We start from the raw sequence: 25,917 nt of genomic DNA, 5'->3' as shown, positions 1-25,917 counted from the left end.
AATGCTGGTAACTAACGGGAGAGTTAACGTCGACCGGCAATCTGAGCGCTTTGATTCATGATCAATCTTTTGGTGTACTTATGGGCAGGTCGCTGCAGTACCTGCGCAGTTGCACCGTACTCAACCACTTCACCATCACAGAGTACCATGACTTCATCGCTAAAGTGGCGGACTATCCCTAAATTGTGAGAGATAAGCACAAAGGCCAATCCCATTTGTTGTTGCAGATCGAGTAGTAGATTAATCATTTGTGAGCGCAATGATGGATCAAGTGAAGCCAGCGCCTCATCAAGAATGACAACTTGAGGGGATAAAATAATTGCCCGTGCCAGTGAAATACGTTGCTTCTGACCACCAGAGAACATATGAGGATAAAAGTTCATATGCTCTGCCAACATACCCACTTTCAGTAAGGTTGTTCGAATAAGTAGTGCCCGCTCTGCTTCGTCTAAGTTTGTATTGAGTTTGAGCGGTTCATCGAGCAGTTGGCCTATGGTTAAGGCGGGGTTAAGTGTTGTTGCTGAGTCTTGAAAGATCATGCGAACATACTGGCAGCGCTGCTTAAAGTTGCCAGGCTCAAGCAGTTGGCCATGTAACTTTATTTTACCTGTGGTGGGGGACTCTGCACCAACCAATAGTTTTGCCAGGGTTGATTTGCCTGAGCCCATTTCACCAACAATTGCCAGTGTTTTATAACTTTGCAAGGTGAATGACAGCGGGGCTAGGGCGGTAATTTCTTTGCGTTTGAACCAGCTACCGCGAACCTTGTATACCTTACTCAGCTCGCTAACGTCTAGTAACGCTGTTTGTGCGGCCATTAATACAATTCCTTCAACGAGTAATGACAACTAACTTGATGGCCATGGTAGTTTTTTACTTTGGGGGCATTTACACAGGCTTTTTGTGCGCGCGGGCAGCGCGGACCAAGGCGGCAGCCAATGGGTAAGTGCTGTAAAATAGGGATACTACCGGGCAGTGCCATTAAGCGCGATTTTGCCGGTAAGTTACTGTTTGCGTTTAAGCTGCTATCAAGTAATGCTTGCGTATATGGGTGTAGCGGTTGATCAAATATTTGCTCAGTCGTACCAGCCTCGACGAACTGGCCGCTGTACATCACGGTAATGGTATTTGTCCAGTGAGTGATATTTTCCAGATCATGGCTGATCAGCAAAATCGACATGTTTTTGAGCTGATTCAAACTCGCCAGCAACCGGAAAATTTGACTTTGGTTAGTCGCTTCCATTGCTGCGGTTGGCTCGTCTGCAATCAATAGTTTAGGACGCCTAGCCAACGCCATTGCGATCATCACACGCTGACAAAATGCTTCTGTTAACTGATGCGGGTAACTTTTACTGCAATAAGTGTGTTGCTTGATGCCCACTTTATGTAACAGCTTTATTGCTGCCTCTTTACGTTGTTTTCTGCGCTGCCAAAAGTTGCCGCTGAGCATCGAGCTAGCGATGGCTTCTTCTAGTTGCTCGCCGACAGTTGTAGTCGGGTCTAAACAAGCCATAGGCTCTTGAAAGATCATCGCCACATCTTTACTAATAATGGCTTTACGCTCGTCCAATGGTAGGTGTAAAAGCTCTTTACCGCGCCAGTGAAAACGGTCAGCGGTGACGTGCCATTTCTCGCTGAGTACGCCAACAATGGCTTGGGCGAGCAAAGACTTACCCGAGCCAGATTCACCCACTAAACCGCGCACTTCCCCTTCTTTCATTGCAAGACTAACGCGATCAACGGCCAGCGTGCGGCCGTGTTTACCGATCAGCTCAATGGATAAGTTTCTGATGTCTAATAAATTCACTAGTTTTGCACCCTTTGTTTAATGGCATGGCGCAATCCCTCACCAACTAAGTTAGTGGCAACAACGGCAAATAAAATGGCAAGCCCAGGCAGGTATACGGTCCAAGGAGCAATATAGAAGAGGTCGAAACCACTGGCGAGCATAGCGCCCCATTCCGGCAATGGAATGGGGGCACCAAGTCCTAAAAAGCCCAGTGCGGCGATATCGAGTATGGCAGCAGATTGTGCAAAGGTCGCTTGGCTAATAATTTTTTCAATAATATTAGGTAATACTGAGTAATGTAAAATTCGCAGTGAGCTTGCGCCATCAAGCTTTGAGGCAAGTACATAGTCTTTGGCAAACTCTTCCTGTACTGCCGTTCTGGTGATGTGAACAAACTGAGGAATTAGCACCATCACCACAGCCCACAAGGTGTTGCTAAGACCTGGCCCCAAAATTGCGACGATAATAATGGCTAAAAGCAATGACGGAATGGATAACACCACGTCGAGAAAGTGACTGAGAAAACTGGATTTGATACCTTTGGTCAGCGCGGAGAGGGCACCAATAAATACACCAATCACTAACGCTATGATCACCACAATAAAGCTCAAACCAAAAGTGAGTGACGTTCCATGCATCAGCCGAGAAAGCATATCTCGGCCTAGATCGTCAGTGCCCAATAAGTAAGATACGTTACCGCTATCATCCCAAGCAGGCGGCAACATGGCCATTGCAACATTACTTTCAACGGAGGAATGCGGTGCGAGTAACGGAGAAAAAATCGCTAAAATAATTAAAAATGAAAAAGCGCCAAGCCCCACTAAAATCAATGGCGTTTTGCGAAATACCTGCCATAACTGCACTAGTGGTGATGGAAACTCTTCTTCTTGGTAGATTTTATCGCGAGCCATATTTTGCTCCACGGGCTAGTGGGTTAAGTGCTGCATAGGTGTAATCGGTGATGATATGAACCAAGAAGATAAAGCTGGAAAGTACCAATAGGCCACTTTGAATGGCGGTGTAATCGCGTTGATAAATACTCTCAATCAACCACCGACCAATCCCAGGCCAGTTGAAAATGACTTCGGTGATCATGGCCAAAGTGACCAAGTTAGCAAACTGTAAACCTATGTGCTGAATGACTTTGATTAATGCGTTACGAATGGCATGTCGAAAGATAATTTGGCTAAAACTTAGTCCTTTGGCTCTGGTTGCTTTGATATAGCTGGTTTGCAGTACTTCCAGCATGGCGGTGCGAGCTAATCGAATAAATACGGTCGCAGGTGCCGCAGCAATCACCAGTGCAGGTAATATCATATGGGCAAAATTGTTTTGTAAGGCTTGCCATTTGTAAGGGCTATTACTCAACAAGATATCAATCAGCATAAAGCCCGTTGTGCGCTCAATCTCGTAAAGTAAACTGATTTGCCCACCTGATGGTAACCAGCCTAACTGAATTGAAAAAGTAAGAATCGCAAGCAGACCCAACCAAAAGACCGGGATGGAATAACCTATCATGGCAAACGCCAAAATAGCATGGTCGGTCGGTTTGTGATGGCGAATAGCGGCGATAAAGCCAAGTGGAATACCAATAACTGTTGCCAGCACAAAAGCAAATAAGCTCAGCTCTATTGTTGCGGGTAGCAAGCGCAATATCTCATTCGCTATGTTGGCTTGGTTGGTCATTGAAAGCCCTAGTTCGCCGTTGAGAATATGGCCTAGATAAGCTAAGTACTGCCAAAACACGCTGCTGCTATGGTCATACTCTTGCGCTAATGTTAAACGCATTTCGTCGGTTGCGTTCAGTTGGCCAGTCAGATTGATGAGTTGGTCGCCGGGGAACAAAAACGATAAGCTAAAGCTCAACAATGTGAGCAATAACATGGTAAAAATGAACAAGTTAAGCTTTCGCAAAGTAAAGATTAACATTACAGCTTACTGACCTCAGCAAAGTTGATACCGCCAAATGAACTTAAAATTTGCCCTTTCACTTGATCATTTCTTGCCTGAAAGCGTTTTGAGTGAGCGATAGGCAGTAAGGGTAAGTCTCGTTGAAAAATTGCCTGTGCTTGCAAGTAAAGGCTCTTTCGTTGATTAATGTTATCGGTTTTTAGCGCTAGCTTTAACAAACTATCAAACTCCTGATCACACCAAAAAGCGCGATTACTGCCGGTTTCTGCGCTGTTACAGCTAAGCAGTGGTGTTAAGAAATTATCTGGGTCTGGGTGGTCAGCACTCCAACCCAACAGCACCGATTGGTGCTCTCCTTGCCCGACTCTACGTAAAAATGTCGACCACTCATAAGATACAATATCCACTTTGACACCGATTTGACTTAAATCAGCTTGAATTAACTTTGCCATTGTCAGCGCATTGGGGTTGTATGAACGTTGCACAGGCATTGCCCAAATATCAAAACTTAGCCCGTCTTCGTAACCCGCTTCATCCAGTAGTTCTTGCGCTCTATCTAAGCTGTATTCCAGAGGAGTAATCGAGCTGTCGTGCGCCCAAGAACTGGTCGGAAGCATCGAATGTGCTATTTCTCCCTGTTCACCATAAATGGCGCTAATAATGGCTTCCTTGTTGATTGCATGAGCGATGGCACGTCTGACGAGTGCATCGTTAAACGGGGGTTTTTGTGTGTTAAAGCCAAGGTAACCAATGTTAAACGCCGTCACTTCCTCAACAATTAGGTTCGGGTTTTCTTTAATTTTATGTGGGGCAATAGGGTAGGCAATAACATCACACTCATTGGTGAGCAATTTGGTTAGCCGACCCGTGTCGCTGGCGGTAATGTCGTAAACGAGCTGTTTAAGCTTTACCTCATTGTGCCAGTAATTTTCGTGGCGGTAGTAGCGCAGCAATGTACCTGCTTGGTAAGCTTGTAATTTGAAGGGGCCAGTACCAATGGGTTTAGTGTCGATCTCGGCAGCTCTATTTTGTGCCAGCAATTGCTGACCATATTCCTGTGACAAAATCACCGCATAATCAGTTGCTAAGTTGGCAAGAAATGAACTATTGGCTTCATGTAACTTGAATCGCACTGTGTGGTCGTTAATTTTCTCAATATCTTTGACAATCTGGCTAAACTGCACGTTTTGGAAAAATGGATACTTGCCACCTGAGACTGCGTGAAATGGGTGTTCGCTGTTCAAAATTCGCTGGAAACTAAAGACGACATCATCGGCGTTAAAGTTGCGCGTTGGGGTAAAGTAATCGGTATTGTGAAACGTCACATCTTTGCGCAAATAGAAAGTGATCATCTTGCCATCGCGGGTTAAATGCCATGATTTTGCTAGCGCTGGGGCAATACTATTGTCGTCATTAAAGCGAATGAGACGATCGTAAAGCTGGTTCGCAATGGCATCTATCGTTGTACCAGAGGTGTCAGTTTGTGGATTAAACGAAGCCGGCGAGCCTTCTGCGCAATACACTAAACTGTTTTGCGCAATGGTTTGGTTTTCTATTTCACAGCCGGTTAGCAATGCCAAGCAGGCGGTTAATCCTGCACTGAGCCAGCGGTTAAGCGTCATCGAGATTACTTCCATCGAGTAAATTGTATTTCTTCAAATAGCCACGCAACTGGTGATAGGTCAGCTCTAATGCGTCGGCGGTTTTCTTTTGATTATACTGGCAATTTGCCAGTGCTGACTTGATCAATTTGATCTCATAATCCTGTGATAAATTTTTTAACGACAGCGGGAAGTTAGGCGTTATCTCAGCGTGCAGTTGTTGTACTGGTTGAGTTGACACTATTGTATCTGACTCCTGCGCGGTATTTAAGTCCTTGCTATCACTGACTTCTGGTCGTTCAACGACTCTGTCTTGTGTTTTTACGCGCGTTGTTGGACGATAAGGAGATTCAAAGGGATCGATAACTAGCTCATGTACAGGTAAATGCGGGTTGTTACAGCGATAAACGCTGCGCTCGACCACATTTTTTAACTCGCGAATATTGCCCGGCCAATGATATTCGAGCAAGGCGCGTTTGGCTTTTTCAGTAAAACCACTGAATAGCTCAAACTCTAATTCACGCGCCATGTTGATGGCAAAATGCTCAGCCAGCACCAAAATGTCTTCCATTCGCTCGCGTAGCGGCGGCAAGGTAATGACATCAAATGCTAAGCGATCGAGTAAGTCGGCGCGAAACTCGCCGCGCTCGGCTAGGCTAGGCAAGTCTTCGTTGGTTGCCGCGATTAATCGGGCATCGGTTTTAATGGTACGCGAGCCACCCACGCGTTCAAACTCGCCGTATTCAACAACGCGCAACAGCTTTTCTTGAATTAAGCCAGAAGTATTAGCTATTTCATCTAAAAACAACGTGCCCTTGTCGGCGCGCTCAAAGCGACCTTCATGGCGTTTATTAGCACCAGTGAATGCGCCACTTTCATAACCAAACAGTTCGCTCTCTAATAAATTTTCATTCAGCGCCGCGCAGTTGAGCTTTAAATAGTTCTGCTCCCAGCGCTTAGAAAGGTAATGTAAGCGGGCTGCGACTAGCTCTTTACCCGTACCGCGTTCGCCAATAATTAACACAGGTTTACTCAGTGGCGCTATTTGAGAAATTTGCTCCAATACTTCCAAAAAACTGTTTGATTGTCCTATCAAATTATCTTGTTGACTAAAGCGCGCCATGTTCATCCTAATTATTAGTTTTTTTCACTAACAAATAGTGTATTTTATTAACCCAATGGTTTGAAGTATTTTTACGAAAATAAATAAAGCTAATAAATACATGGGTTTATACTGGCTTTGTCATTCTGGCTTGGATAATGAATAGTAAGCTACCAGATTGATATGAAAGCAAACTAAGTTGAGGAAATGATTATGGGTGTTTTTTCACGATTTACCGACATCATTAATTCTAATATTAATGCGTTGTTAGACAAGGCTGAAGATCCAGAAAAAATGGTGCGCCTGATTATTCAGGAAATGGAAGATACCTTAGTTGAGGTTCGCTCTAGCTCGGCAAAAACGCTGGCAGACAAAAAGGAATTAGCGCGTCAAATCAGTCGTTATGAAAAAGATGCAGAGCAATGGCAAGAAAAAGCGGAATTAGCCTTGAGCAAAGGCCGCGAAGACTTAGCCCGAGCTGCGTTAATTGAAAAGAAAAAGAGCAGCGACAATGCAGAAGCGTTAACTGATGAGCTGGCGCATGTTGAAGAGCACATCAGCAAGTTGCAAGGTGAGATTTCACAGCTTCAAGACAAGCTAGCCGATGCTAAAGCACGTCAAAAAGCGATCATCATGCGCGAGAAAACGGCGAGCTCTCGTTTGAAGGTTAAGCGTAATATCGATAGCGACAAGGTCGAAGACGCCTTGAGCCGATTCGACCGCTATGAGCGTAAAATCGATGATTTAGAAGCTCAAGTAGAGGCACATGATTTAGGCAGCAAGTCGCTTGCTGATGAAATCGCCGAACTTGAAGACGATGAAAATATCGATGATGAATTAGCGCAATTAAAAGCTAAGCTTAATAGCAAAGACAAGAAGTAATTAGGCCACCACAACTGCATTAGCAAGGAGAAGTCGAATGGGAGATATTATTGTTGCCCCGATCATTATATTTATGCTGGTGGTCGCGCCTATTTGGTTAATTTTACATTACCGCAGCAAGCGTCAAATCAGTCAGGGGCTAAGTGAAGAAGAATATATTCAGTTATCTGAACTTTCTGAATTAGCAGACAAAATGGCAGATCGCATTAAAACTCTTGAAGCCATTCTGGATGCTGAGTCACCAGAATGGAGAAACAAAGTATGAGCGTAAAACGTCGCGGCGAGCTATACCGTATTCCAAGCCAAGGCAAAATTGCTGGTGTTTGTGCGGGGTTAGCGGACTACTTTGGCTGGGAAGCTTGGTTAATCAGAATATTGATTGTCTCTGGTGTGTTGTTTGGTATGCCTTGGTTAGTGTTTTTGTACATTGCCGCTTGGTTTATTTTGGACAAAAAACCTGCTAACGCAACTAATCCTATTATGGATGAACATGTGCCAACGTCTTCAAGTGTCAATCAAGCATCGGTCGAGGATATCCAAAGCGAGCCGATCAAGGTCAAAGCGAGAATTTGGCAGGCAGGCGAACCGCCTAAACAAGCGTTTCACGATATTCGTCGCAAGTACATGGCAATGGAGCGCCAATTAAGGTTGATGGAGCGTTATGTGACTTCGCCTGAATTTACCGTATCACGGGAAATTAACAAGCTGTAACCCTTTAATTGGCGCTTAAAACGCCAACCTAAAGCAGCCCCAAAATAAGATTTGGCGCTGCTTTATTTTTATCCAAATTTCACTACTAATGACTTGTTATTAATGACATAAACCCGATAACATCACGTTAGTTTAACAATCGCAGCAGGCACGGAAGTATATGCCAATTTTGAGTCAAGATAAGTTTGACCAGCTAAAACAAAAAGCGGGAAACCTGTTAAATCGCACGCTAGACCAGCATGTAAACCTCGCCGTTACGGGCTTGAGCCGCAGCGGTAAAACTGCATTTATCACGTCGCTTGTCAATCAACTGCTGAGTGAGGGCGGTGAAAAGCATCTGACATTTTTTAATCCTGTGCACCAAGACCGTTTTATTGCCGCCAAGCGAGTCACACAAAAACACATGCACGTGGCCCGTTTTGACTATGATGGCGCAATGCAAGCGCTTAGCCAGTTACCTGCTGTTTGGCCGCAGGCCACTAAAGGCATTAGTGAACTAAGGCTCGCGATAAAATACAAGCCGAAAGATTCTCTCCTTAAATACACCACAGAATTAGCCACGCTGACTTTGGATATTACTGATTATCCAGGTGAGTGGCTGCTTGATTTATCTATGCTCAATATGACCTATGAGCAATGGTCTGAGCAAATGCACACGCTGTTAACCCGTGAGCCAAGAGCAGAGCTTGCCAAGGCTTGGATGGAGAAGATTAGTCAACTAGACCCATTAAAAGCGGCAGACGAGTTGGAAATTGCCGAGCTGGCCAAGGCGTATACTGAATTGTTGCATACATTTCGTCATCAATTAGGACTGTCAGTGATTCAGCCGGGACGTTTTATTTTGCCGGGGGAGCTTGCTGGCGCCCCGATTTTGGAATTTTTCCCATTCACTGAAATTAATAAGCTAGACGGTAATGCATATCAGAACGCCGATGATACAAGTGTTATTGGTATGCTCAAGGCGCGCTTTCTCGAGTACCGTGAACGTGTTGTTAAACAATTTTATAAAAAGCACTTTTTAAAGTTTGATCGCCAAATTGTACTGGCGGATTGCTTAACACCGCTGAACAATGGCAAGACGAGTTTTGAAGATTTAAAACTGGCGATGAGCATGATCATGCAAAGCTACCACTATGGACAGTCGAGCTTGTTTAGCCGCTTGTTTAATCCGAAAATTGACAAGCTGATGTTTGCAGCAACCAAGGCTGATCACGTAACGCCTGAGCAACACACCAATTTAGTGTCATTAGTTAATCAACTCGTCCACGGCACTAAGCAAGAGATAAGCTTTAACGCCATTGATATTAAGTCATTGGCCATTGCTTCAATTAAATCGACCAATTATGGGAATGGCACGTATCAAGGGCAGTCAATTCCCGTTGTTAGAGGGCTTGCACAAGCAAGCGGTAAACTGACAACCCTGTTTCCTGGGGCTGTTCCAGCAAAGTTACCCAAGGATAATTATTGGCAATCTCATCCGTTTAATTTTGTTAATTTTGCGCCCACGCAAGGTGTTGCCGAACACGAAGCCTTACCGCACCTGAGAATGGATCAAGTATTGCAGTTTTTGCTAGGGGATAAAATGTCATGACCAAGCCAACCAAATTCCAGCAGCAAATCTTATTTGAAGAAAAAGAACTCGAAGGGCAGGCGCTTGAAAAACAAGCGCTTGAAGACAAAGCGTTCGCGCAAAAAGAATTCAATGAGCAAAAGCCTGCGCGAAAAGGCAATGGCAGTAAATTACTTAACGAGCAAGCACTTCTAAATAAACAAACTGAGCAAATCGACACCCCTTTAACCGAACAAGTAGTGGTTGATAACGACGATTGGCAAGCGGAAGAGGCTGAGCTTGATGAGTCCTTAGCAATAGCGCAGGAAGCAAAAAATTCAAAGCCCGCTTGGTTATGGCGGTTATTTTTTGCCGCTTTTGTTGGTGTGCTTGGTATCGAGCTGTTCGACTTCTTTGCCGTTGGTGTTGTCGAAGCGCCGATTACCACAAGCTTGTATGGAATATTGCTATTTATCGTTTTGTTTTTAGGCGGCAGTGCAGCATACAAAGAGCTGGTGGGGTTAAGTCAGCTTAAAAAACGTGACAAACTGCGCACACAACTTGAGACCCTTCAACACAGCGAAGCGCTGGGGCAGGCGACGGCAGTGCTAGCGCAAGTAAGCCAGCAGCTGTCGGCTGATTTGAGTGAGGCGCAAAAGCAGCGCTGGCAACGCACCTTAGAGCAGGCCTATAGCGATCAAGAATTACTAAAACTCTACAGCAGGCAAGTGCTCAGTGAAACCGATCAAAAAGCACTGGCAGAAGTTGCACGCTACTCATCGGAGTCAGTTGTTTTGGTGGCACTTAGCCCTGTTGCTTTGTTAGACATGGCAATTATGCTTTGGCGTAATTTGACCATGGTGGAAAAAATAGCGGGCTTATACGGATTGAAACTCGGCTACTGGAGCCGAATAAAGCTGGTGAAACAAGTGATCGGCAATATGATTTACGCGGGGGCTAGCGAGGTACTCACGGATATTTCAGCAGATATGTTAGGGGCTGAGCTACTGGGGCGTTTATCAGGTCGACTCGCCCAAGGGTTAGGGGCGGGCATGTTAACGGCACGTTTGGGGTTAAAAACAATTTACCTGTGTCGCCCGCTGCCTTTCGATGAGCAGGCACCGAGGCTATCGCAAGTAAGAGCTCAAGTTGTCAGCCAAGTAAAAGCACTAGTTAAAGGAAGCAAGCCGGATAATAGCTAGCGAGATATTGCGTTGTATACAATATTGTACGGTTTTTCATCACCTGAGTTCACTGGCAACCTTCACTAAAATAGCTGAGTTCACTTAATATGAGTCCAGCTATGGTGGTTTACCACAAAACGTTAGAAGGTTTCGCAGTATGGGGAAAGCGACAAAATACGTCTCTAAACAAGCAGACGAAAACGGCGTTATTCATTGGAGTGAGGAAGAAAACCAAACGTGGCAGGCGCTAATCGAACGACAGCTCGCCTGTGTACAAGGCAAGGCTTGTGATGAGTATATGCACGGGCTTAAAAAGCTCAACTTGCCTAAAGATCGCATTCCACAATTAAGCGAAGTTAACCAAGTCTTATTAGCGGAAACTGGCTGGCAATGTGTACAAGTACCGGCGCTAATTGGTTTCGGCGAATTTTTTCGTTTGCTGTCTGAGCAGAAATTTCCCGTGGCGACCTTTATTCGCTCAAAAGAAGAATTCGACTATTTACAAGAGCCTGATATTTTCCACGAGATTTTTGGTCATTGTGCGATGTTGACCAATCCCGCGTTTGCCAAATTTACCCAAGCTTATGGCCAGCTTGGGTTAAATGCCAGTAAAGAAGATCGAGTGTATCTTGCGCGCTTATATTGGTTTACCGTCGAGTTTGGTTTGATGAAAACACCGCAAGGTTTGCGTATTTATGGCGGTGGCGTATTGTCATCTCCTGGTGAAACTGACTATGCCATGTCTCAAGGTAACGCTGAGCGCCGCTACTTAACCAATGAAGCGCAAGTACTTGATGTACTGCGCACACCTTACCGCATCGATATCATGCAGCCGATCTATTTTATGATTGAGAAAATGTCTGACCTAGACGCGATTCGCGCACTTGATTTAATGGCGTTGGTCGAGCAGGCAAAAACACTTGGTTTGCACACACCTAAATTTCCGCCTAAAACAACACCAACAACACAAGAAAAAATAGCCAGTTAAGGAATCGTTATGAGTAATACGCTGTCAGCCCAAAAGTGTGAAGCCTGTCATGTTGATGCGCCCAAAGTAAGTGATGAAGAGCTTGCTGTATTGATCAAGGAAATCCCAGATTGGGTGCCGCAAGTACGCGACGGTATTATGATGCTAGAGCGCGAATACAAATTTAAAAACTACAAGCTAGCTTGGGCATTTGCTAATAAAGTGTCGGAGCTTGCCGAGCAAGAATTTCATCACCCAGCAATTTTATTGGAATGGGGGAAAGTAAAGGTCACTTGGTGGAGCCATTCAATTAAAGGGCTTCACAAAAATGATTTTATTTGCGCAGCAAAAACTGATCTATTACTCGGTAATTGACGTTCACGTTAACTTTGTTCTTTATTATTGTACAAATTAGTTTACAATAGCCTCATCTTTGTGATTGAGGCTTTTTTATGCGTTTAGAGATCGTTTGTGAAGATCGCGTCGGTATCGCGCAGCAAGTACTTGGTGTATTTGTTGAACACAAAATCAATATTAAAGGCATTGACGCCGTGACTGAAACGGGTCACATCTTTGTTCATATCCCAGATTTAGACTTTTCTGAACTACAAACATTTATGCCGCAGTTAAGGCTGATTGAAGGGGTAAAAGACGTTAAAACCACTCCTTTTATGCCTTCTGAGCGCGAGCGTAATGAATTGGCAACGCTGATCAGAACCTTTCCCGACCCATTTATCTCTATCGATACCCGAGGCAACATTCGAGGTGTCAATGAAGTTGCCTTAGGTATTATCGGTGAAGACTTAAAGGCTATTGTCGGCGAACCTGCAAGTCAGTGGATCAAAGGCTTCAATATTGCGCGCTGGTTAGAGTCTGGCGATGTATTGGCACAAACTCAGCGAATTAAATTTAAAGATGATGATTTTGTCGCTGATATTCTGCCGATCAGTATCTTTGACGAGCAGGGCAAACCAGTAATGGCTGGCGCCGTTTTTATCCTCAAATCTGAGGCTCGCTTGGGTCAGCAAATCAGCGCGTTTAAACAGCATAACGATAGCAATTTTGTCGGTATTCAGGCGTCTAGCAGTGCGATGCGCAAAGTGGTACGTGAAGCTAAACGCATGTCATTACTTGATTCATCCATGCTGATCGTCGGTGAAACCGGGGTTGGCAAAGAACTGATTGCCAAAGCGTGTCATCAGGCAAGTGATAGAGCCGAACATCCATTTATGGCACTAAACTGTGCTTCCCTACCGGATGACGTTGCGGAAACTGAGTTATTCGGCTGTGGTGCACAAGCCGATACTGCACATAAAAAAGGGCTATTTGAAACGGCCGATGGCGGTACAATTTTCCTCGATGAAGTTGGCGAAATGTCCCCCAAGTTGCAAATTAAGTTATTGCGTGTGATTGAAGATGGCAGCTTTCGCCGAGTCGACGACGAGCAGGAGATCAACGTTAATGTGCGCTTTATCAGCTCGACTAATAAAGATTTATTGAGTTTAGTTGCGCAAGGCGAATTTCGAGAAGACTTGTACTACCGACTAAACGTGCTTGGGCTAAATCTTCCCCCGCTACGTGATCGCCGCGCGGATATTCTACCGTTAGCCGAGCACTTTATCAGTAAAGCTGCGCAAATGACGGGGAAATACAACGTTAAAGTGAGCGAAGATTGTCGCGATTTTATCGAGCATTACCCTTGGCCTGGCAATGTTAGGCAATTAGAAAATGTGCTGATTCGCGCCGTCTCACTGCTTGAGTCAAATGTGCTAGAAACTGAGCTTTTACAACTGCCTTCTTATACCCGTGAGCACGGCTATTTAGAGCAAGAATTTGAAGGCACGCTAGACCAAGCGGTGAAAGAATACGAGGCTGACATTCTGCGTAAACTTTTCCCTGCTTATCCAAGTTCAAGGCAATTGGCGAAGAAATTAGGGCTAAGTCATACTGCCATCGCCAATAAATTGCGAGAATATGATATTAATAAGAAAACGGTCAAAATTTAATAACAAGTAAAGCTGCGCTTAGTGTTGCTGTTACATCTAGTTACTAAAAGCAAACGCTAAGCTACTCTTTTTTTTCGCTTATTTGTTAAACTTTTGACAAGTTTTTGGTCTAAAAACACGAGCAAGCAAACGTAAACATCCGCTATTGGCTAGACTTACTCATTAAATCCAGTCAATTCATCACAGTAGAACGAATTTAGTTTATGACAGAATCTCAACCTATCGCGCCAGACAACCAAGAAACAACAAATAACAAGTTGATCACGGTAGTGATCGCATTCGTCGTGTTAGCTGTTGTTGCAGCAGCTGTTTATTTTTATCTAGACACGCAAAAGAACGAACAAGTGCCCGTTGAACCGCAAATTGTCGTAACCGAACCTGAGGTAGTGCCTGAACCTATTGTAGAAGTTCCGCCAGCGCCAGAAGTGCAGGAAGCGCCCGAGCCTTTGGTCGAATTGCCAGAGATAGTGGAAGAGCCCGTCATTGAGGAAACGCCTAAGGTTGAACTGCCTTTATTAGATAACAGCGACAATTGGATTAAAGAGAGGCTCTCATCACTTACTTGGCGCAAAGAATTACTTCGTCTAGTAATCGATGATGATATGGTGCGTCGTCTCGTTGTATTTACAGACAATTTTGCACAAGGCTTAGTGTCATACGAGTATAGTCCACTGGCTCAGCCACAAATTAAGTTTTCTGCAACCAAAATCGCTAGTGGTAGCGCTAATGATAGTGCTGATGATATTAATCGTGATGGTGATGCTTTACCTGCGCAAAGTGGTAACGCATTAGCCCCTGAACAGTGGCTGTGGGATGAAGCGCAAACGGCGCGATTTAAGTTATACGTTGATTTGTTGCGCTCTTTTGAACCAGAGCAACTGGCGACTTGGTATTTTGAATTAAAACCATTGATCGATCAAGCCTATGCGGAGCTCGGTTATGAGGATCAGGAGTTTACCCAAGTACTTCAAGACGCGGTTGTACGTGTGTTAGATATGGAATTCCCCAGCAATGATGTCACACTCATTAGGCCAAGCGTGATGTACAAGTACGCCGACAAAGACTTAGAGCAACTTCCTCAAGCAGACAAGTTATTGCTGCGCGTAGGTAAGGGCAATCTGTTGGTCATTAAGTCATTTTTATTGGAATTTAGCGACGCATTGTCTAGAGCAGAGGCGCAGCAGGAATAGCTGAAAAACCATCGGCTTGGTTAATAAATCTGCAAGCAATACAATATTGCGAACTATTGCTTGCAACTCGGATTCGCTTTAGCGATAATTCGCGCCGTTGTTTGATGAGTACTCAATGTGTAGTACTTACTAAACAATTTTATGGTGACCCTTTCGGTCCCTTCGCAATGATACTCTGTAAACCCGGCCAGGCCCGGAAGGGAGCAACCGTAGCAGACGACTCATGTGCCGGAGTGTGGCTGATTGGGTGACCACCCACTTCTCCTCTAGTAAATCTTTTCTCATATTATTCTCTTTTAGCTTTCGCTGGCACTATCACGTCAAACGCCACTTAAAATCTTACAAATTCAAGACGTACATACTCTGGCAAAGCACGCCAACTTATCTATACTTTGAAGCGCATATCACTATGCTTAACTGGATATGCTGGTTTGATGAGTGCTGCAGTGTAAGACCGGATGGGCATCTGTAGCTACCTCATACCATTAAATATCAATGCCTTTGTGCAGTAATATGTAGCAATTATGACATCGAATGTGCGCTTAAATCGACGATGAAGGCGGATAGAAAGCGCTCAGATTCCATGACTATTTCGACTTTCCAGCCAACATCTAAAACCGTGAGTTACGAAACTATGAACGTAGTGGGAGCGTATGGTTTTTCTTTTAAGGGGGAAAGCCGCAAATTAACGATGAATAAAGCCTATATAATTTGGGAGGCATTGACGGCCAGACGGCAGTGCGCTCAAACTTCCTGCCAAGGTGTGTAATCGTCGTTTTCAACAAGAAAAAAATTAATGTGGATATTGCGTTTGATGATACAGATCAGCAAGTGCAACAACTATTGAAGCACTTGCTAATTGAAAATACCGAACAGCGTAAATGGTTTTAGCTGTGCGCTTTCATAAATTCTAGGCCTTTTTGTACGGCCACTTTAACTTTACTTTCCATTTCAAAGCGCTCTGAGGCTGGCATGTAGAAAGCCATATCAACTTCATGCCGTATGTAGCGTGTTGGTAATTGGTTTAATACGATGCAGGTTAAGTCAGCGATAAAATCAGCATCATATTTGTCGTCAAGTGCCAATTCTTCAAATTGCTCAACAACAAGGTTTTCATAATAATTATGAATGTCGTCAGAAATTTTCATCTTATTCCTCTGGTTTTTCTAACTATTTTATCTAGTCGTAAGCCTAACTTGAGTTGCTGGAAAATGCTAACGAAATTAGCGAGTCTAAAAGACAAAATAGTAGGCTAATGCATTGAACAACGTTGGCTGGCGTCCATCACGTATCTTTGTTTATCTCGATGCTTAACACAGTAAATTTAGTGCCAAAAAGTGTGACGTTGACCGTTTGGTTAAATTTAGACCAAATTCGATCAAAAAATTACATATTTCTTTTTCGGTTAATTTTGCCCTTTAAATGCTCGATAATTTGGTTTTTTGTACTATTTCCGACAAAAAATCGATAACAGTGAGATAAACATAAGTTTGCAGAATGCGAATACAAGCTCACGTAACCACCGCTTATTGAACTGTATGTGAATTTGTGAATAATGACTCGCCCCAATGAGCCGAAGCCCTATTGCTGGGACTCTTCGTTGGTAACTTCAAAAAAGATAAAACACTAATTGCGCTGCGGCTAAATTGCAGCGTACACGGGAAAATTATGTTCAATAGTAATAAAGTGGCCAAGGCTGTTCGCTTGGCTATGGTCATTGGTGCGTCTTCTGTCACCGCCATGACTGCGAATGCACAAGATGCGCAAGTAAATCCAGACGAGGAAGTGATCCAAGTAACAGGTTCACGTATTGCTCGTTCTGAGTTATCACAACCGACACCCGTTGTGACATTAGAGGCCAGAGACATTCAAAAATTTGGTACGCCAGATTTAGGTAGTATTTTGAGCGAACTGCCAGCAATTGGCGCGAGCGACTCTTTGATCGGCAATAACGGCGATAATGACGTTGCTGGCACAAGCTCTGCGGATTTACGCAGCTTAGGTGCTTCTCGTACTTTGGTATTGGTCAATGGTAAGCGCCATGTAGCTGGTAACCCAGGTGAGGCTACTGTTGACTTATCAACAATTCCAGCTGGCTTGATTGAACGCGTAGAAGTGATAACCGGTGGTGCTTCAGCGATTTACGGTTCAGATGCTGTTTCAGGTGTTATTAACGTTATCCTGAAAAAAGACTACGAAGGTTTTGACTTTAACGTCACGGGTGCCAAGTCAACCGAAGGGGTGAATTCGCGCAATCACACTATTAGTATCCTTTCTGGTACTGACTTTGACGATGGTAACGTAACCTTCTTTGCCAGTTATGATCGCATTGGCGAGGTATTAGCAACGGATATTCGCCAATACGACAACTGGGGCAGCGTCATTAACCCGTTAAATACAGGTGAAGACGATGGAATTGCCGACCGTTTACGTGTGACGAACGTGGTTTCTGAGGTAATTCACGCCAACGGTGTGATCAATCCATTCGGCGGTGCAGCAGGTCTTTGGGTATTTGACGATGCTGGTAACCCGTTAAGACAAGCTGAGCGTGAGAACACGGGTAGCTTTGCGTTTGGTAATTTCCCAGATGGTTGTCAGTTCTGTTTTTCTCCTGAAGCCTATGAAAACTATTCACCAGAAGTTGAGAAGGTGAACCTAAGCTCTACGCTAACTTACGATATTACCGACAATATTACATTTAACGGTGATATTAAGTTTGTTCGTTCAGACATTAAACAGCAATTCCAACCGTCTTTCCGCTTCGGTAGTATCGATATTAACGTACAAGATAATGCGTTCTTAGATCCAACATTACGTCAAACGTTACTAGATGCTGGCCAAACGTCAGTTTCAATGGCTAAGTTCTTTGATGAGCTTGGTAACCGTTCAGCCGATAACCGTCGTGAGTTATTCCGTTACACAGCTGGTTTTAACGGAGCGTTTACATTAAGTGAAACGGATTTTGATTGGGAGCTTTACTATGTTTATGGCAAAACAACCAATACGCGTAAAACACTTAATGATTTAATTCCAAGCAACTTTGCGGCAGCCGTCGATTCAGTTATTGACCCTGCAACAGGCGAAGCCGTGTGCCGCAGCCAATTAGCTAGTGCACAAGGCGAAGACTACAAAGATCCTGCGCGAATCAATGCCGCAGATTGTGTTGCGTTTAATCCATTTGGTCAAAGCAGTTCGCAAGCCGCTAGAGACTTTGTTTCAGCTGATGTGACTCGAAAAGATGAGATCACTCAGGAGTTTATCGGCGGTACGTTAGTGTTCGATACGAGCGAGTTCTTTGAACTCCAAGGTGGTCCAGTTGGCATCGCAACAGGTTTTGAGTACCGCGAAGAAACTTCTGGCTCAATAACTGACGAGTTAACCAAAGGTGGTTTCCTAACCAGTGCGGCAACACCAGACTCTTACGGCGAATACGATGTAAGTGAATTCTTTATTGAAGTAAGCTTACCGCTATTATCTGGCGTTGCATTTGCACATGAATTGACCTTAGATGGTGCGTTCAGAAGTGCAGATTACTCACACGCTGGCACAGCAGAAGCGTGGAAAGTTGGCTTGATGTATGCGCCGTTTGAAGACTTGCGAATCCGAGGCACATTAGGTGAAGCAGTACGCGCACCAAATATTACGGAAGCGTTTGATCCATTATCGCCTGGCTTTGCTAACGTTAATGACCCTTGTGATATTGATAATATTACCGATGACGCAGACCGCGTTGCCAACTGTGCTGCGCTGGCTATTCCTGCTGGCTTTGAAGCAAACGATAACGTTTCTGTCGACTTACTTTCCGGTGGTAATGCTTCACTTGAGTCAGAAGAGTCAGAATCATTAACGATTGGTGCGGTTTGGACTCCTTCATTTATTGAAGACTTCTCATTGACGGTTGATTACTACGATATCGAAATTACTGACGCTATAACATTTGTTGAGGCACAAAATGTTGTTGATAACTGTGTTGATGCGACGGGCGGTTTAGATCAAGGTTTTTGTAGCCAAGTAGATCGTGATCCAGTGACCAATGATATCTCTCTAGTACGTTCTGGTTACTTAAATGCGGCTGCGTTAAATACGAAAGGTATTGAAGCGCAAGCTCGTTATGTAATGGGACTTGGAGCTGTTAATTTACCGGGTGAAATGACTGTTAACTTATTAGTGAACAAGTTACTTGAATTGGAAGAGTTTGAATTCCAAGATCGCCCTGATGAAATTAACGTGGAAGATGGTGAAGTTGGTGATCCTGAGTGGCAAGTACGCTTTGGCGCTGATTACCAGCTTGATGACTTAACTGTTAGTTGGTCGTCTCGCATGATTGATCGCAGTTTCACGCTGGATATCTCACCAACGGGTGACACACCAGAAGATATATCACCTGCTTTTGTCGGCACGATTATCACGCACGACTTAGGTTTCAGCTACCAAGTATCTGATACTATTGCAGTCAATGCGGGTATTCGTAACCTAACCGATAAATTAGCACCAGGTTATATTACGAACCCACTATATGACTTAGTTGGTCGTCGCGCTTATGCCGGCATCAATGTATCACTTTAGTCAATCATAGATTGAGAAGTTAGCGCTGCATAAATACAGCGCTGAGACAAAAAATGCCAGCTTATCAACAGCTGGCATTTTTGTTTTATGATTCTGCCAACTATGGCTGTGGTAAATTAACCGGTAAACCAAGCTTGCCATGCAAGGTTTAAAGAAATCACACAAACGACAAAAATAAATACGGGGCGAATAAAGCGGCTACCAAATTTAATTGCTGAGTGCGCACCAACCCAAGCGCCAAGCATTAAAAACAGCCCCATCGAAATGCCGAGTAATACATTGACATGGCCAAGGTAAATAAATGTCGCTAGCGAGCATACGTTACTGACAAAATTGCAAGAGCGCGATAAGCCACTACTTAATAATAAGTTCATTTTGTACAAAGCCGAACTCGAAGCCATCCAAAAAGCGCCTGTACCAGGGCCTGCAACTCCGTCATAAAACCCGAGTATAGTGCCTTGGCACATTTGCTTACGTTTGATAATGGGGGATGATTTGGGTAATCCCATTTGGTCATTACAAACATTTTTAGCGACTAATGTGTACAAAGCGGTTGTCATAATTAAAATTGGCAAGCCTTTTTCGAGCCATTCCGTTGATATGTGACTGACAACAATAGTGCCCAACACTGAGCCTATTGCGGTATAAATCAGTGCATAGCGCCAAAAGCCCGGGCTAAATAGTTTTTTCCGATAAAAAGTAAATGAAGCGGTTAACGTGCCGAAACTGGAGGCTAATTTATTAGTACCTAGGGCAACATGGGGAGGAAGACCTGAGGCAAGAAGAGTCGGCACGGTTAACATACCACCACCACCAGCAATCGCATCGATAAAGCCAGCAATAAAGCCAACTGCGCAAATCGCAATCCACATGCTGATGTCTAACACTGGAGCCATTAATTAACCTCGGAAGAAACGAAAGCGCGAGTATATCACAGCTATTTTTGCGCCTTTCGACCAATTTGGTATAAATCATGTCGAAAGGGGTATGGTTTCTCTCATGTTTACTCACGATACCGCACAGCCTAGATTTGTTGCTTAGCTTTTAATCAGGAGATAGCAAGAAACACTGTAGTTGAGGCTATTTTCTGGTTTGTTCGTGTCAGGAATTAGGTTTCGGTTCAACAGTTACAAATTTAGTAACATGTGAAAATACTGTTTTTGTTAACTTAGGTTTACATTTAGCGATAAGGCAAATAAACGTAAGATTTGTCATGATGAGCCAATGAACGAGGCAAGTGTTTTTCATTGGGGGGTATTTTTAATTATTTTAAAACATAGGGTTAGGGCATTGATTGGCATAGTGTCAATGTCGCTCACTGATAGTTTGCACTCAAATATCAATCTATTCATGTGGTTGGGAAAAGGACCCTGATGTCTAGATAATCGCCGAAAAGTAAATGTAATTAAATGTTTTTCTATGTTTCTGAATGTTAGAGATGTTGCTCAATCGTAGTAAATGGTGTTGACGCTGTAATTGGAATCCGTTTAATATCCTAAGCGACAGATCAGGTCTTAGACCGACAGAAAACTAACAAGGCAACATAGCCTTGCACTCAAAAAACTAAAATCACGAAAGTGATCCAGGGAGTAAAACATGTATCAAAATAATAAGCTTACACGTGCTGTAAGACTTGCTATTGCTGCCGGTGCGGCAACAACGGCAATGGCAATGCCTGCCTCAGTAGCTTTTGCTGAAGAAGCTGCTGAAGAAGGTGTAGAACGCATTCAAGTAACTGGTTCTCGTATTAAGCGTCAAGAATTAACGGCGGTAACGCCTATCATCGAAGTTGACGCACAAGAGTTTGCTATTTCAGGTAACCTTAACGTTGAGCAAAAGCTAGCTGAGTTACCTTCAACACTTCCTTCATTCGGTCCTAGCTCAAACAACCCAGGTGATGGTACAGCAACAGTTGATTTACGTGGTTTAGGCACTTCACGTACATTGGTTATGGTTAATGGCCGTCGCTGGATTCCAGCTCGCCAAGATGGTGTTGTTGACTTAAACACTATCCCAGCGTCATTGATCGAAAATGTTGAAATCATCACAGGTGGTGCTTCTGCGGTATACGGTTCAGATGCATTAGGTGGTGTTGTTAACTTCAACATGAAAGATGATTTCGAAGGCGTTGAATTCTCAACGCTATACGACATTACTGACGAAGGTGACGCAGAGAAGTTCAACCTAGATATGACTATGGGTGGTAACTTTGCTGATGACCGCGGTAACGCAGTTGTTTACTTAGGTTACTCAAAGCGTGAAGCGTTATTCCAAGGCGAACGTGATTTCTCAAGTGTTGCACTAACAGAAAGCGGCGACGAGCTAGTAGCAGGTGGTTCATCAGGTGTTCCTGGTACACGTATTTTCGGTGGCCCGACATTAGCTGATGGTACTGTATTAGGTACGTTTGGCCCTAACGGTGAAGGTTTACCATGGGTTGAGCCAAGCTCACGCTTTAACTACGCGCCAGATAACTTCTTACAATTACCACAAGAACGTTACTCTGCAAGTGCTTTCGCTCACTTCTACGTAACTGACGAGCACCGCATTTACACCGAAGTTTCTTACATTCGTAACGAAGTTCCACAAGAACTTGCGCCTACTCCGGCATTTACTACGATTGAAATTAACCCGAACAGTGCTTTCTTCTCACCAGAAGTTCAACAAGCGTTCTTGAACAGTGGTGACCTAAACGACAACGGTAACTACGAAGCGTTTATCGGCCGTCGTATGGTAGAAAATGGTTCACGTCAATCAATCGATACACGTGATGCATTCCGTATTCTATTAGGTGTTGACGGTTACATTAACGACGATTGGTCATACGATGTATTCTACAGCCGCTCAATGCTTGACCAAACTAACTTATTAAACAACGACGTTTCAGCGTCTCGCTTTATCCAAGCAGCGCTGACAAATGACGCCGGTACTGAGTGTCAAGACACTTCAGGTGGCTGTGTACCAATTAACATCTTTGGTGCAGGTAACATCTCACAAGCAGCTGTTGACTTTGTAAACGTTGGTGCGTCAAACGTTACTAACGTGACACAAGAAGTCTTTATGGCTAACGTTGCTGGTACTACACCTTGGACATTACCAGGTGCGCAAGAGCCAATCGGTTTAGTATTCGGTTATGAGAAGCGTCAAGATGAGTCTTCTTTCCGTCCAGATGAGTTCCTAGCGTCAGGTGACGTATTAGGTTTCAACGCTGGTGAAGCAACAGTAGGTAGCTACTCTTCTGATGAATTCTTTACAGAGATTTCAATTCCTGTACTTTCAGGTAAAGAGTTTGCTGAAGACTTAAGCCTATGGGGTGCGGCACGTTTCGCTGATTACTCTAACATTGGTAACGTTGAGTCTTTCGCGGCAGCAGTTAACTGGGCTCCAACAGAGTGGATTTCTACTCGAATTGGTTACCAACAAGCGGTTCGTGCGCCAAACGTAGCTGAGCTTTTCCAAGGTGCTGCTAACGGCTTCCCAGGTGCGACTGACCCATGTGCTAGCAACGGTTTCCAAGCTGGTGTTACTGACGTAGCGCTTTGTGAAGCTACTGGTGTTCCAGCAGGAATGGTAGGTAACTTCGAACAAGCAAATGCGCAAATCGAAGGTTCATTTGGTGGTAACGTTGATCTTCAAGAAGAAACATCAGATACCTTCACTGTCGGTGTTGTAGTTCAACCGATGGACGGTCTAGATTTTACTCTTGATTACTTCTCAATCGAAATTGAAGACGCAATCGCATCTTTTGGTGTAAACAACACACTTAACGTTTGTTACAACGTTGCTCAAGACATTAATGACGTAACGTGTCAAAATATCTCTCGTCGTACCGACGGTAACGTTTCACTTGTTAAGTCACTTAACGAAAACATTGGTTTGATCGAAACTTCAGGTATCGACTTCAACATTACCTACAACACAGAGTTTGATTTTGGTTTATTCGGTAATGGTTCAAGCTTAAACGTTCAGTTCCGCTCTACGTTCTTAGATAAGTATGAAAGTACACCAATTGCCGCGTTACCTGACCAAATCAACAAATGTGACGGTTACTTCGGTAACACATGTGGCGCGCCACGCCCAGAGTTCCAATCTAATACGCGTATCAACTGGACAACGGGTGATCTAACGCTATCTGCATTAGTTCGCTACATCGGTGAAACAGAAGATGATCAAATCTCTGAAGGCACTGCAACAGCTGACGAGTTAGTAGTACCAGAGTTAGACTCTAAGATTTACTTAGATCTTTCTGCGGCATACGTAGTAAGCGATGCGTTGAAAGTGAACTTTGGTGTTAAGAACATTCTTGATGAAGAACCACAACTACTTGGTGATTCACAGCAACAAGCTAACACTTTCCCAGAAGTATACGACGTATTCGGTCCACGCTTCTTCCTAAGCGGTACTTACACATTTAACTAATCACTGGTTAAAAGTAAGTAATTAACGTTTATAAAAATGGTCAACTTAGGTTGGCCATTTTTTTTGCATTTACTTTCATTGTTAAACGCTAACCTGCCAATCAAAAAATGTCTGAGATTGGGCTATATCAATATCTTTCTCTATTAAGTTGCTGAGTTTTCATTACAATAAGAACAAGAGAAATTATTCGTTAGTATTCAATGTCGTCATCTGTTCAGCATAATCTCACTACTATACTCCAACAATTACAGCGAATGCTTCAACGCGGTGAGCAGCAAGAGGTGATTAGGCAAACTAATGGTCTGCTCAAACGTTACCCGAATCAGCCAGATATTTATCATTTACTTGCCATCGCCTATAAACAGCTTGATCATTTCGAAAATGCAAAACAGAGCTTTGAGCATTGTCTGGCGATTGATAGTAAGCAGCCACAGGTTTTAAATAACTACGCAAATTTACTTGCGGCTAATCAACAACCGTTTGAGGCTGAACAGCTTTATCAACAAGCGACGAGTCTAGATAAAACATTTACAGATGCGTGGAAGAATTTAGCCATAGTGTTATTGGCCCAACGCAAACTTGGTGAAGCAATGAAAGCCATCGACGTTGCTTTAAGACTAGTGGCAAACAATACCTCTGTGTTAACGGTTAAAGCGGACATCTATCGAGTACAAGAAAACTTCCCCAATGCGATTGAGCAGTATCAGAAAGTGCTGCAAATTAACCCGAATTATGTCAATGCACTGCACAATTTAGGTCTGACTTATAAATTGATGGAACAACATGAGCACGCCTTCGCTTGTTTCACCAAAGCCAGAGAATTGGCACCTCAAATCAGCCAAGTAGATTTTAATATGGCGAATACCCTGTTTGAACAAGGAAAATACGAGCAGGCAGAGCAATTTTATTGGAGTGCGTTAAACAAGAAGCCGAGTGATGTCGAAGTCCATCAAACACTCAATGAGTTTTATTGGCAGCGCAACCACAAGGAAAAATTTGGTCATAGCTTTAAATTGGCGATCGAGCACTTACCTAAAAACATGGAAATACGTCATGCGTATGCGGAAGCGATGTTTGACGCTAAGTTGTATCAAGAGGCCGAACAAATTATAGATACGGCAAAGGCTATTCAAGTGACCAGTCCACTGTTGCATACTGAGGGGAAAATCCGTGGAGTCAAACAGCAAAACAGTGAGGCGATAGCATTATTTGAGCAAGCGATAGCGCAGAATTTTACACTCGATTTAGCGCTCGATTTAGTCAATGTTTGTATCGTCAATGCTGATTATGAGAAAGCGCTTTATTATATTGCGCAAGCAGAGCTTAGGGAGCCATATCACCAGTTATTATTGGCTTATAAGAGCACCTGTTGGCGACTACAAGCGGATGATCGTTACCAGTGGCTAGTTGACTACGACAAGTTCGTTAAACCTTATCAGATATCGACGCCCAACGGTTATCAGTCTTTAAATGACTTTTTAGCGGAGCTCAAGTCAGTGTTACTGTCGATGCACCAATTAGATCAAGCGCCGCTTAAACAAACGCTAAAACACGGTACCCAAACGCCAGGTCGACTATTACATAAAAAACACCCCGTGATTGGCAAGTTAAAACAAGCACTGACTCAAGTAGTTAAGGAGCATATCGCTTCTTTGCCTGACGACAAGACCCATCCTTTATTGGCGAGGAAATCATCTAACTTTACGTTTGCGGGATCTTGGTCTGTGAAACTTAAATCCAACGGCTTTCATGTTAATCACGTCCATCCTGCGGGCTGGTTGAGCTCTGCGTTTTACGTATCATTACCTGAGCTTTCAGGTGCTAACCAGCTGGAAAATGCTGGGGCGATTAAATTCGGTGAAACTTCAATGCAATTAGGGGAACGAGAGCAAATAGCAAAAATTATTCAACCTTCAGCTGGCACTTTAGCGCTTTTTCCTTCTTATGTATGGCACGGTACGGTGCCGTTTCATGGCGATGAAAGTGAATTTCGCCTGACTTCGCCATTTGATGTCGTGCCACTATAAAGGACGTTGCTTG

Annotated in this window: 20 protein-coding genes and 1 other RNA gene; 13 read left to right on the top strand and 8 right to left on the bottom strand. The window is 43.8% G+C overall.

Annotated elements, in window-relative coordinates:
• Window positions 1-23: 23 nt before the first annotated feature.
• The 6 genes from DXX93_RS14190 to pspF are packed head-to-tail and all read right to left on the bottom strand — an operon-like array spanning window position 24 to window position 6,424.
• Entirely contained in the window at window positions 24-818 is a 795-nt protein-coding gene (locus DXX93_RS14190; RefSeq protein ID WP_116008670.1) for a peptide ABC transporter ATP-binding protein, read from the bottom strand.
• On the bottom strand, window positions 818-1,807 hold the full coding sequence (locus DXX93_RS14185; protein ID WP_116008669.1) for a peptide ABC transporter ATP-binding protein: 990 nt from the start codon (window positions 1,805-1,807) through the stop codon (window positions 818-820). The genes DXX93_RS14190 and DXX93_RS14185 overlap by 1 nt, the downstream gene beginning before the upstream one ends.
• Window positions 1,807-2,700 carry an ABC transporter permease subunit gene (locus DXX93_RS14180; protein WP_116008668.1) on the bottom strand — a complete coding sequence of 298 codons (894 nt, stop codon included), beginning with the start codon at window positions 2,698-2,700 and terminating at the stop codon, window positions 1,807-1,809. The genes DXX93_RS14185 and DXX93_RS14180 overlap by 1 nt, the downstream gene beginning before the upstream one ends.
• On the bottom strand, window positions 2,687-3,718 hold the full coding sequence (locus DXX93_RS14175; RefSeq protein ID WP_116008667.1) for an ABC transporter permease: 1,032 nt from the start codon (window positions 3,716-3,718) through the stop codon (window positions 2,687-2,689). The genes DXX93_RS14180 and DXX93_RS14175 overlap by 14 nt, the downstream gene beginning before the upstream one ends.
• Window positions 3,718-5,322, bottom strand: a complete 1,605-nt coding sequence (locus tag DXX93_RS14170) for an ABC transporter substrate-binding protein (RefSeq protein ID WP_116008666.1) — start codon at window positions 5,320-5,322, stop codon at window positions 3,718-3,720. The genes DXX93_RS14175 and DXX93_RS14170 overlap by 1 nt, the downstream gene beginning before the upstream one ends.
• Complete coding sequence (pspF, locus tag DXX93_RS14165; RefSeq protein ID WP_116009976.1) at window positions 5,312-6,424, bottom strand: phage shock protein operon transcriptional activator; 1,113 nt, start codon at window positions 6,422-6,424, stop codon at window positions 5,312-5,314. The genes DXX93_RS14170 and pspF overlap by 11 nt, the downstream gene beginning before the upstream one ends.
• Before the next feature lie 192 nt (window positions 6,425-6,616).
• Here pspF and pspA point away from each other — a divergent pair, with 192 nt between their 5' ends.
• The 10 genes from pspA to ffs all read left to right on the top strand — a co-directional run bounded on the left by pspA (window position 6,617) and on the right by ffs (window position 15,140).
• Window positions 6,617-7,285, top strand: coding sequence for a phage shock protein PspA (pspA, locus tag DXX93_RS14160; protein ID WP_116008665.1), 669 nt, complete (start codon window positions 6,617-6,619; stop codon window positions 7,283-7,285).
• A 37-nt stretch (window positions 7,286-7,322) separates the two neighbouring features.
• The gene (pspB, locus tag DXX93_RS14155) at window positions 7,323-7,550 is read left to right on the top strand and encodes an envelope stress response membrane protein PspB (protein ID WP_116000843.1); all 228 of its coding nucleotides are present in this window, start codon (window positions 7,323-7,325) and stop codon (window positions 7,548-7,550) included.
• Complete coding sequence (gene pspC, locus DXX93_RS14150) at window positions 7,547-7,996, top strand: envelope stress response membrane protein PspC (RefSeq protein WP_116008664.1); 450 nt, start codon at window positions 7,547-7,549, stop codon at window positions 7,994-7,996. Before pspB ends, pspC begins: the two co-directional genes overlap by 4 nt.
• 160 nt (window positions 7,997-8,156) lie before the next feature.
• On the top strand, window positions 8,157-9,587 hold the full coding sequence (locus DXX93_RS14145; RefSeq protein ID WP_116008663.1) for a YcjX family protein: 1,431 nt from the start codon (window positions 8,157-8,159) through the stop codon (window positions 9,585-9,587).
• The gene (locus tag DXX93_RS14140; RefSeq protein WP_116008662.1) at window positions 9,584-10,747 is read left to right on the top strand and encodes a YcjF family protein; all 1,164 of its coding nucleotides are present in this window, start codon (window positions 9,584-9,586) and stop codon (window positions 10,745-10,747) included. Before DXX93_RS14145 ends, DXX93_RS14140 begins: the two co-directional genes overlap by 4 nt.
• Before the next feature lie 139 nt (window positions 10,748-10,886).
• The gene (phhA, locus tag DXX93_RS14135) at window positions 10,887-11,717 is read left to right on the top strand and encodes a phenylalanine 4-monooxygenase (protein ID WP_116008661.1); all 831 of its coding nucleotides are present in this window, start codon (window positions 10,887-10,889) and stop codon (window positions 11,715-11,717) included.
• 9 nt (window positions 11,718-11,726) lie between these two features.
• Window positions 11,727-12,071, top strand: a complete 345-nt coding sequence (locus DXX93_RS14130; protein ID WP_116008660.1) for a 4a-hydroxytetrahydrobiopterin dehydratase — start codon at window positions 11,727-11,729, stop codon at window positions 12,069-12,071.
• A gap of 77 nt (window positions 12,072-12,148) precedes the next feature.
• A complete protein-coding gene (tyrR, locus tag DXX93_RS14125; RefSeq protein WP_116008659.1) occupies window positions 12,149-13,702 on the top strand; it encodes a transcriptional regulator TyrR in 1,554 nt (517 codons plus the stop codon).
• A gap of 203 nt (window positions 13,703-13,905) precedes the next feature.
• Entirely contained in the window at window positions 13,906-14,892 is a 987-nt protein-coding gene (locus DXX93_RS14120) for a DUF3014 domain-containing protein (RefSeq protein WP_116008658.1), read from the top strand.
• A gap of 151 nt (window positions 14,893-15,043) precedes the next feature.
• Window positions 15,044-15,140: signal recognition particle sRNA small type (ffs, locus tag DXX93_RS14115), an RNA gene on the top strand.
• Window positions 15,141-15,779: 639 nt separating this feature from the next.
• On the opposite strand, the gene DXX93_RS14105 is transcribed toward ffs, so the two are convergent.
• Window positions 15,780-16,040 (bottom strand): late competence development ComFB family protein, encoded by a 261-nt coding sequence (locus DXX93_RS14105; RefSeq protein ID WP_116008656.1) that lies wholly within the window; start codon window positions 16,038-16,040, stop codon window positions 15,780-15,782.
• A 520-nt stretch (window positions 16,041-16,560) separates the two neighbouring features.
• Between DXX93_RS14105 and DXX93_RS14100 the strand changes: the two genes are divergently transcribed.
• Entirely contained in the window at window positions 16,561-19,458 is a 2,898-nt protein-coding gene (locus DXX93_RS14100) for a TonB-dependent receptor domain-containing protein (RefSeq protein WP_116008655.1), read from the top strand.
• Between the two features lie 116 nt (window positions 19,459-19,574).
• On the opposite strand, the gene DXX93_RS14095 is transcribed toward DXX93_RS14100, so the two are convergent.
• Entirely contained in the window at window positions 19,575-20,354 is a 780-nt protein-coding gene (locus DXX93_RS14095; RefSeq protein ID WP_116008654.1) for a sulfite exporter TauE/SafE family protein, read from the bottom strand.
• 700 nt (window positions 20,355-21,054) lie between these two features.
• Here DXX93_RS14095 and DXX93_RS14090 point away from each other — a divergent pair.
• Window positions 21,055-23,877, top strand: a complete 2,823-nt coding sequence (locus DXX93_RS14090; protein WP_116008653.1) for a TonB-dependent receptor domain-containing protein — start codon at window positions 21,055-21,057, stop codon at window positions 23,875-23,877.
• A 254-nt stretch (window positions 23,878-24,131) separates the two neighbouring features.
• A complete protein-coding gene (locus tag DXX93_RS14085) occupies window positions 24,132-25,904 on the top strand; it encodes a tetratricopeptide repeat protein (protein WP_181902229.1) in 1,773 nt (590 codons plus the stop codon).
• The last annotated feature ends 13 nt before the right edge of the window (window positions 25,905-25,917 follow it).

The sequence above is a fragment of the Thalassotalea euphylliae genome, assembly GCF_003390335.1.
Lineage (GTDB): Bacteria > Pseudomonadota > Gammaproteobacteria > Enterobacterales > Alteromonadaceae > Thalassotalea_F > Thalassotalea_F euphylliae_B.
The sequence above is the reverse complement of the archived record's forward strand: the minus strand, read 5'-3'. Positions and strand labels throughout refer to the sequence as shown.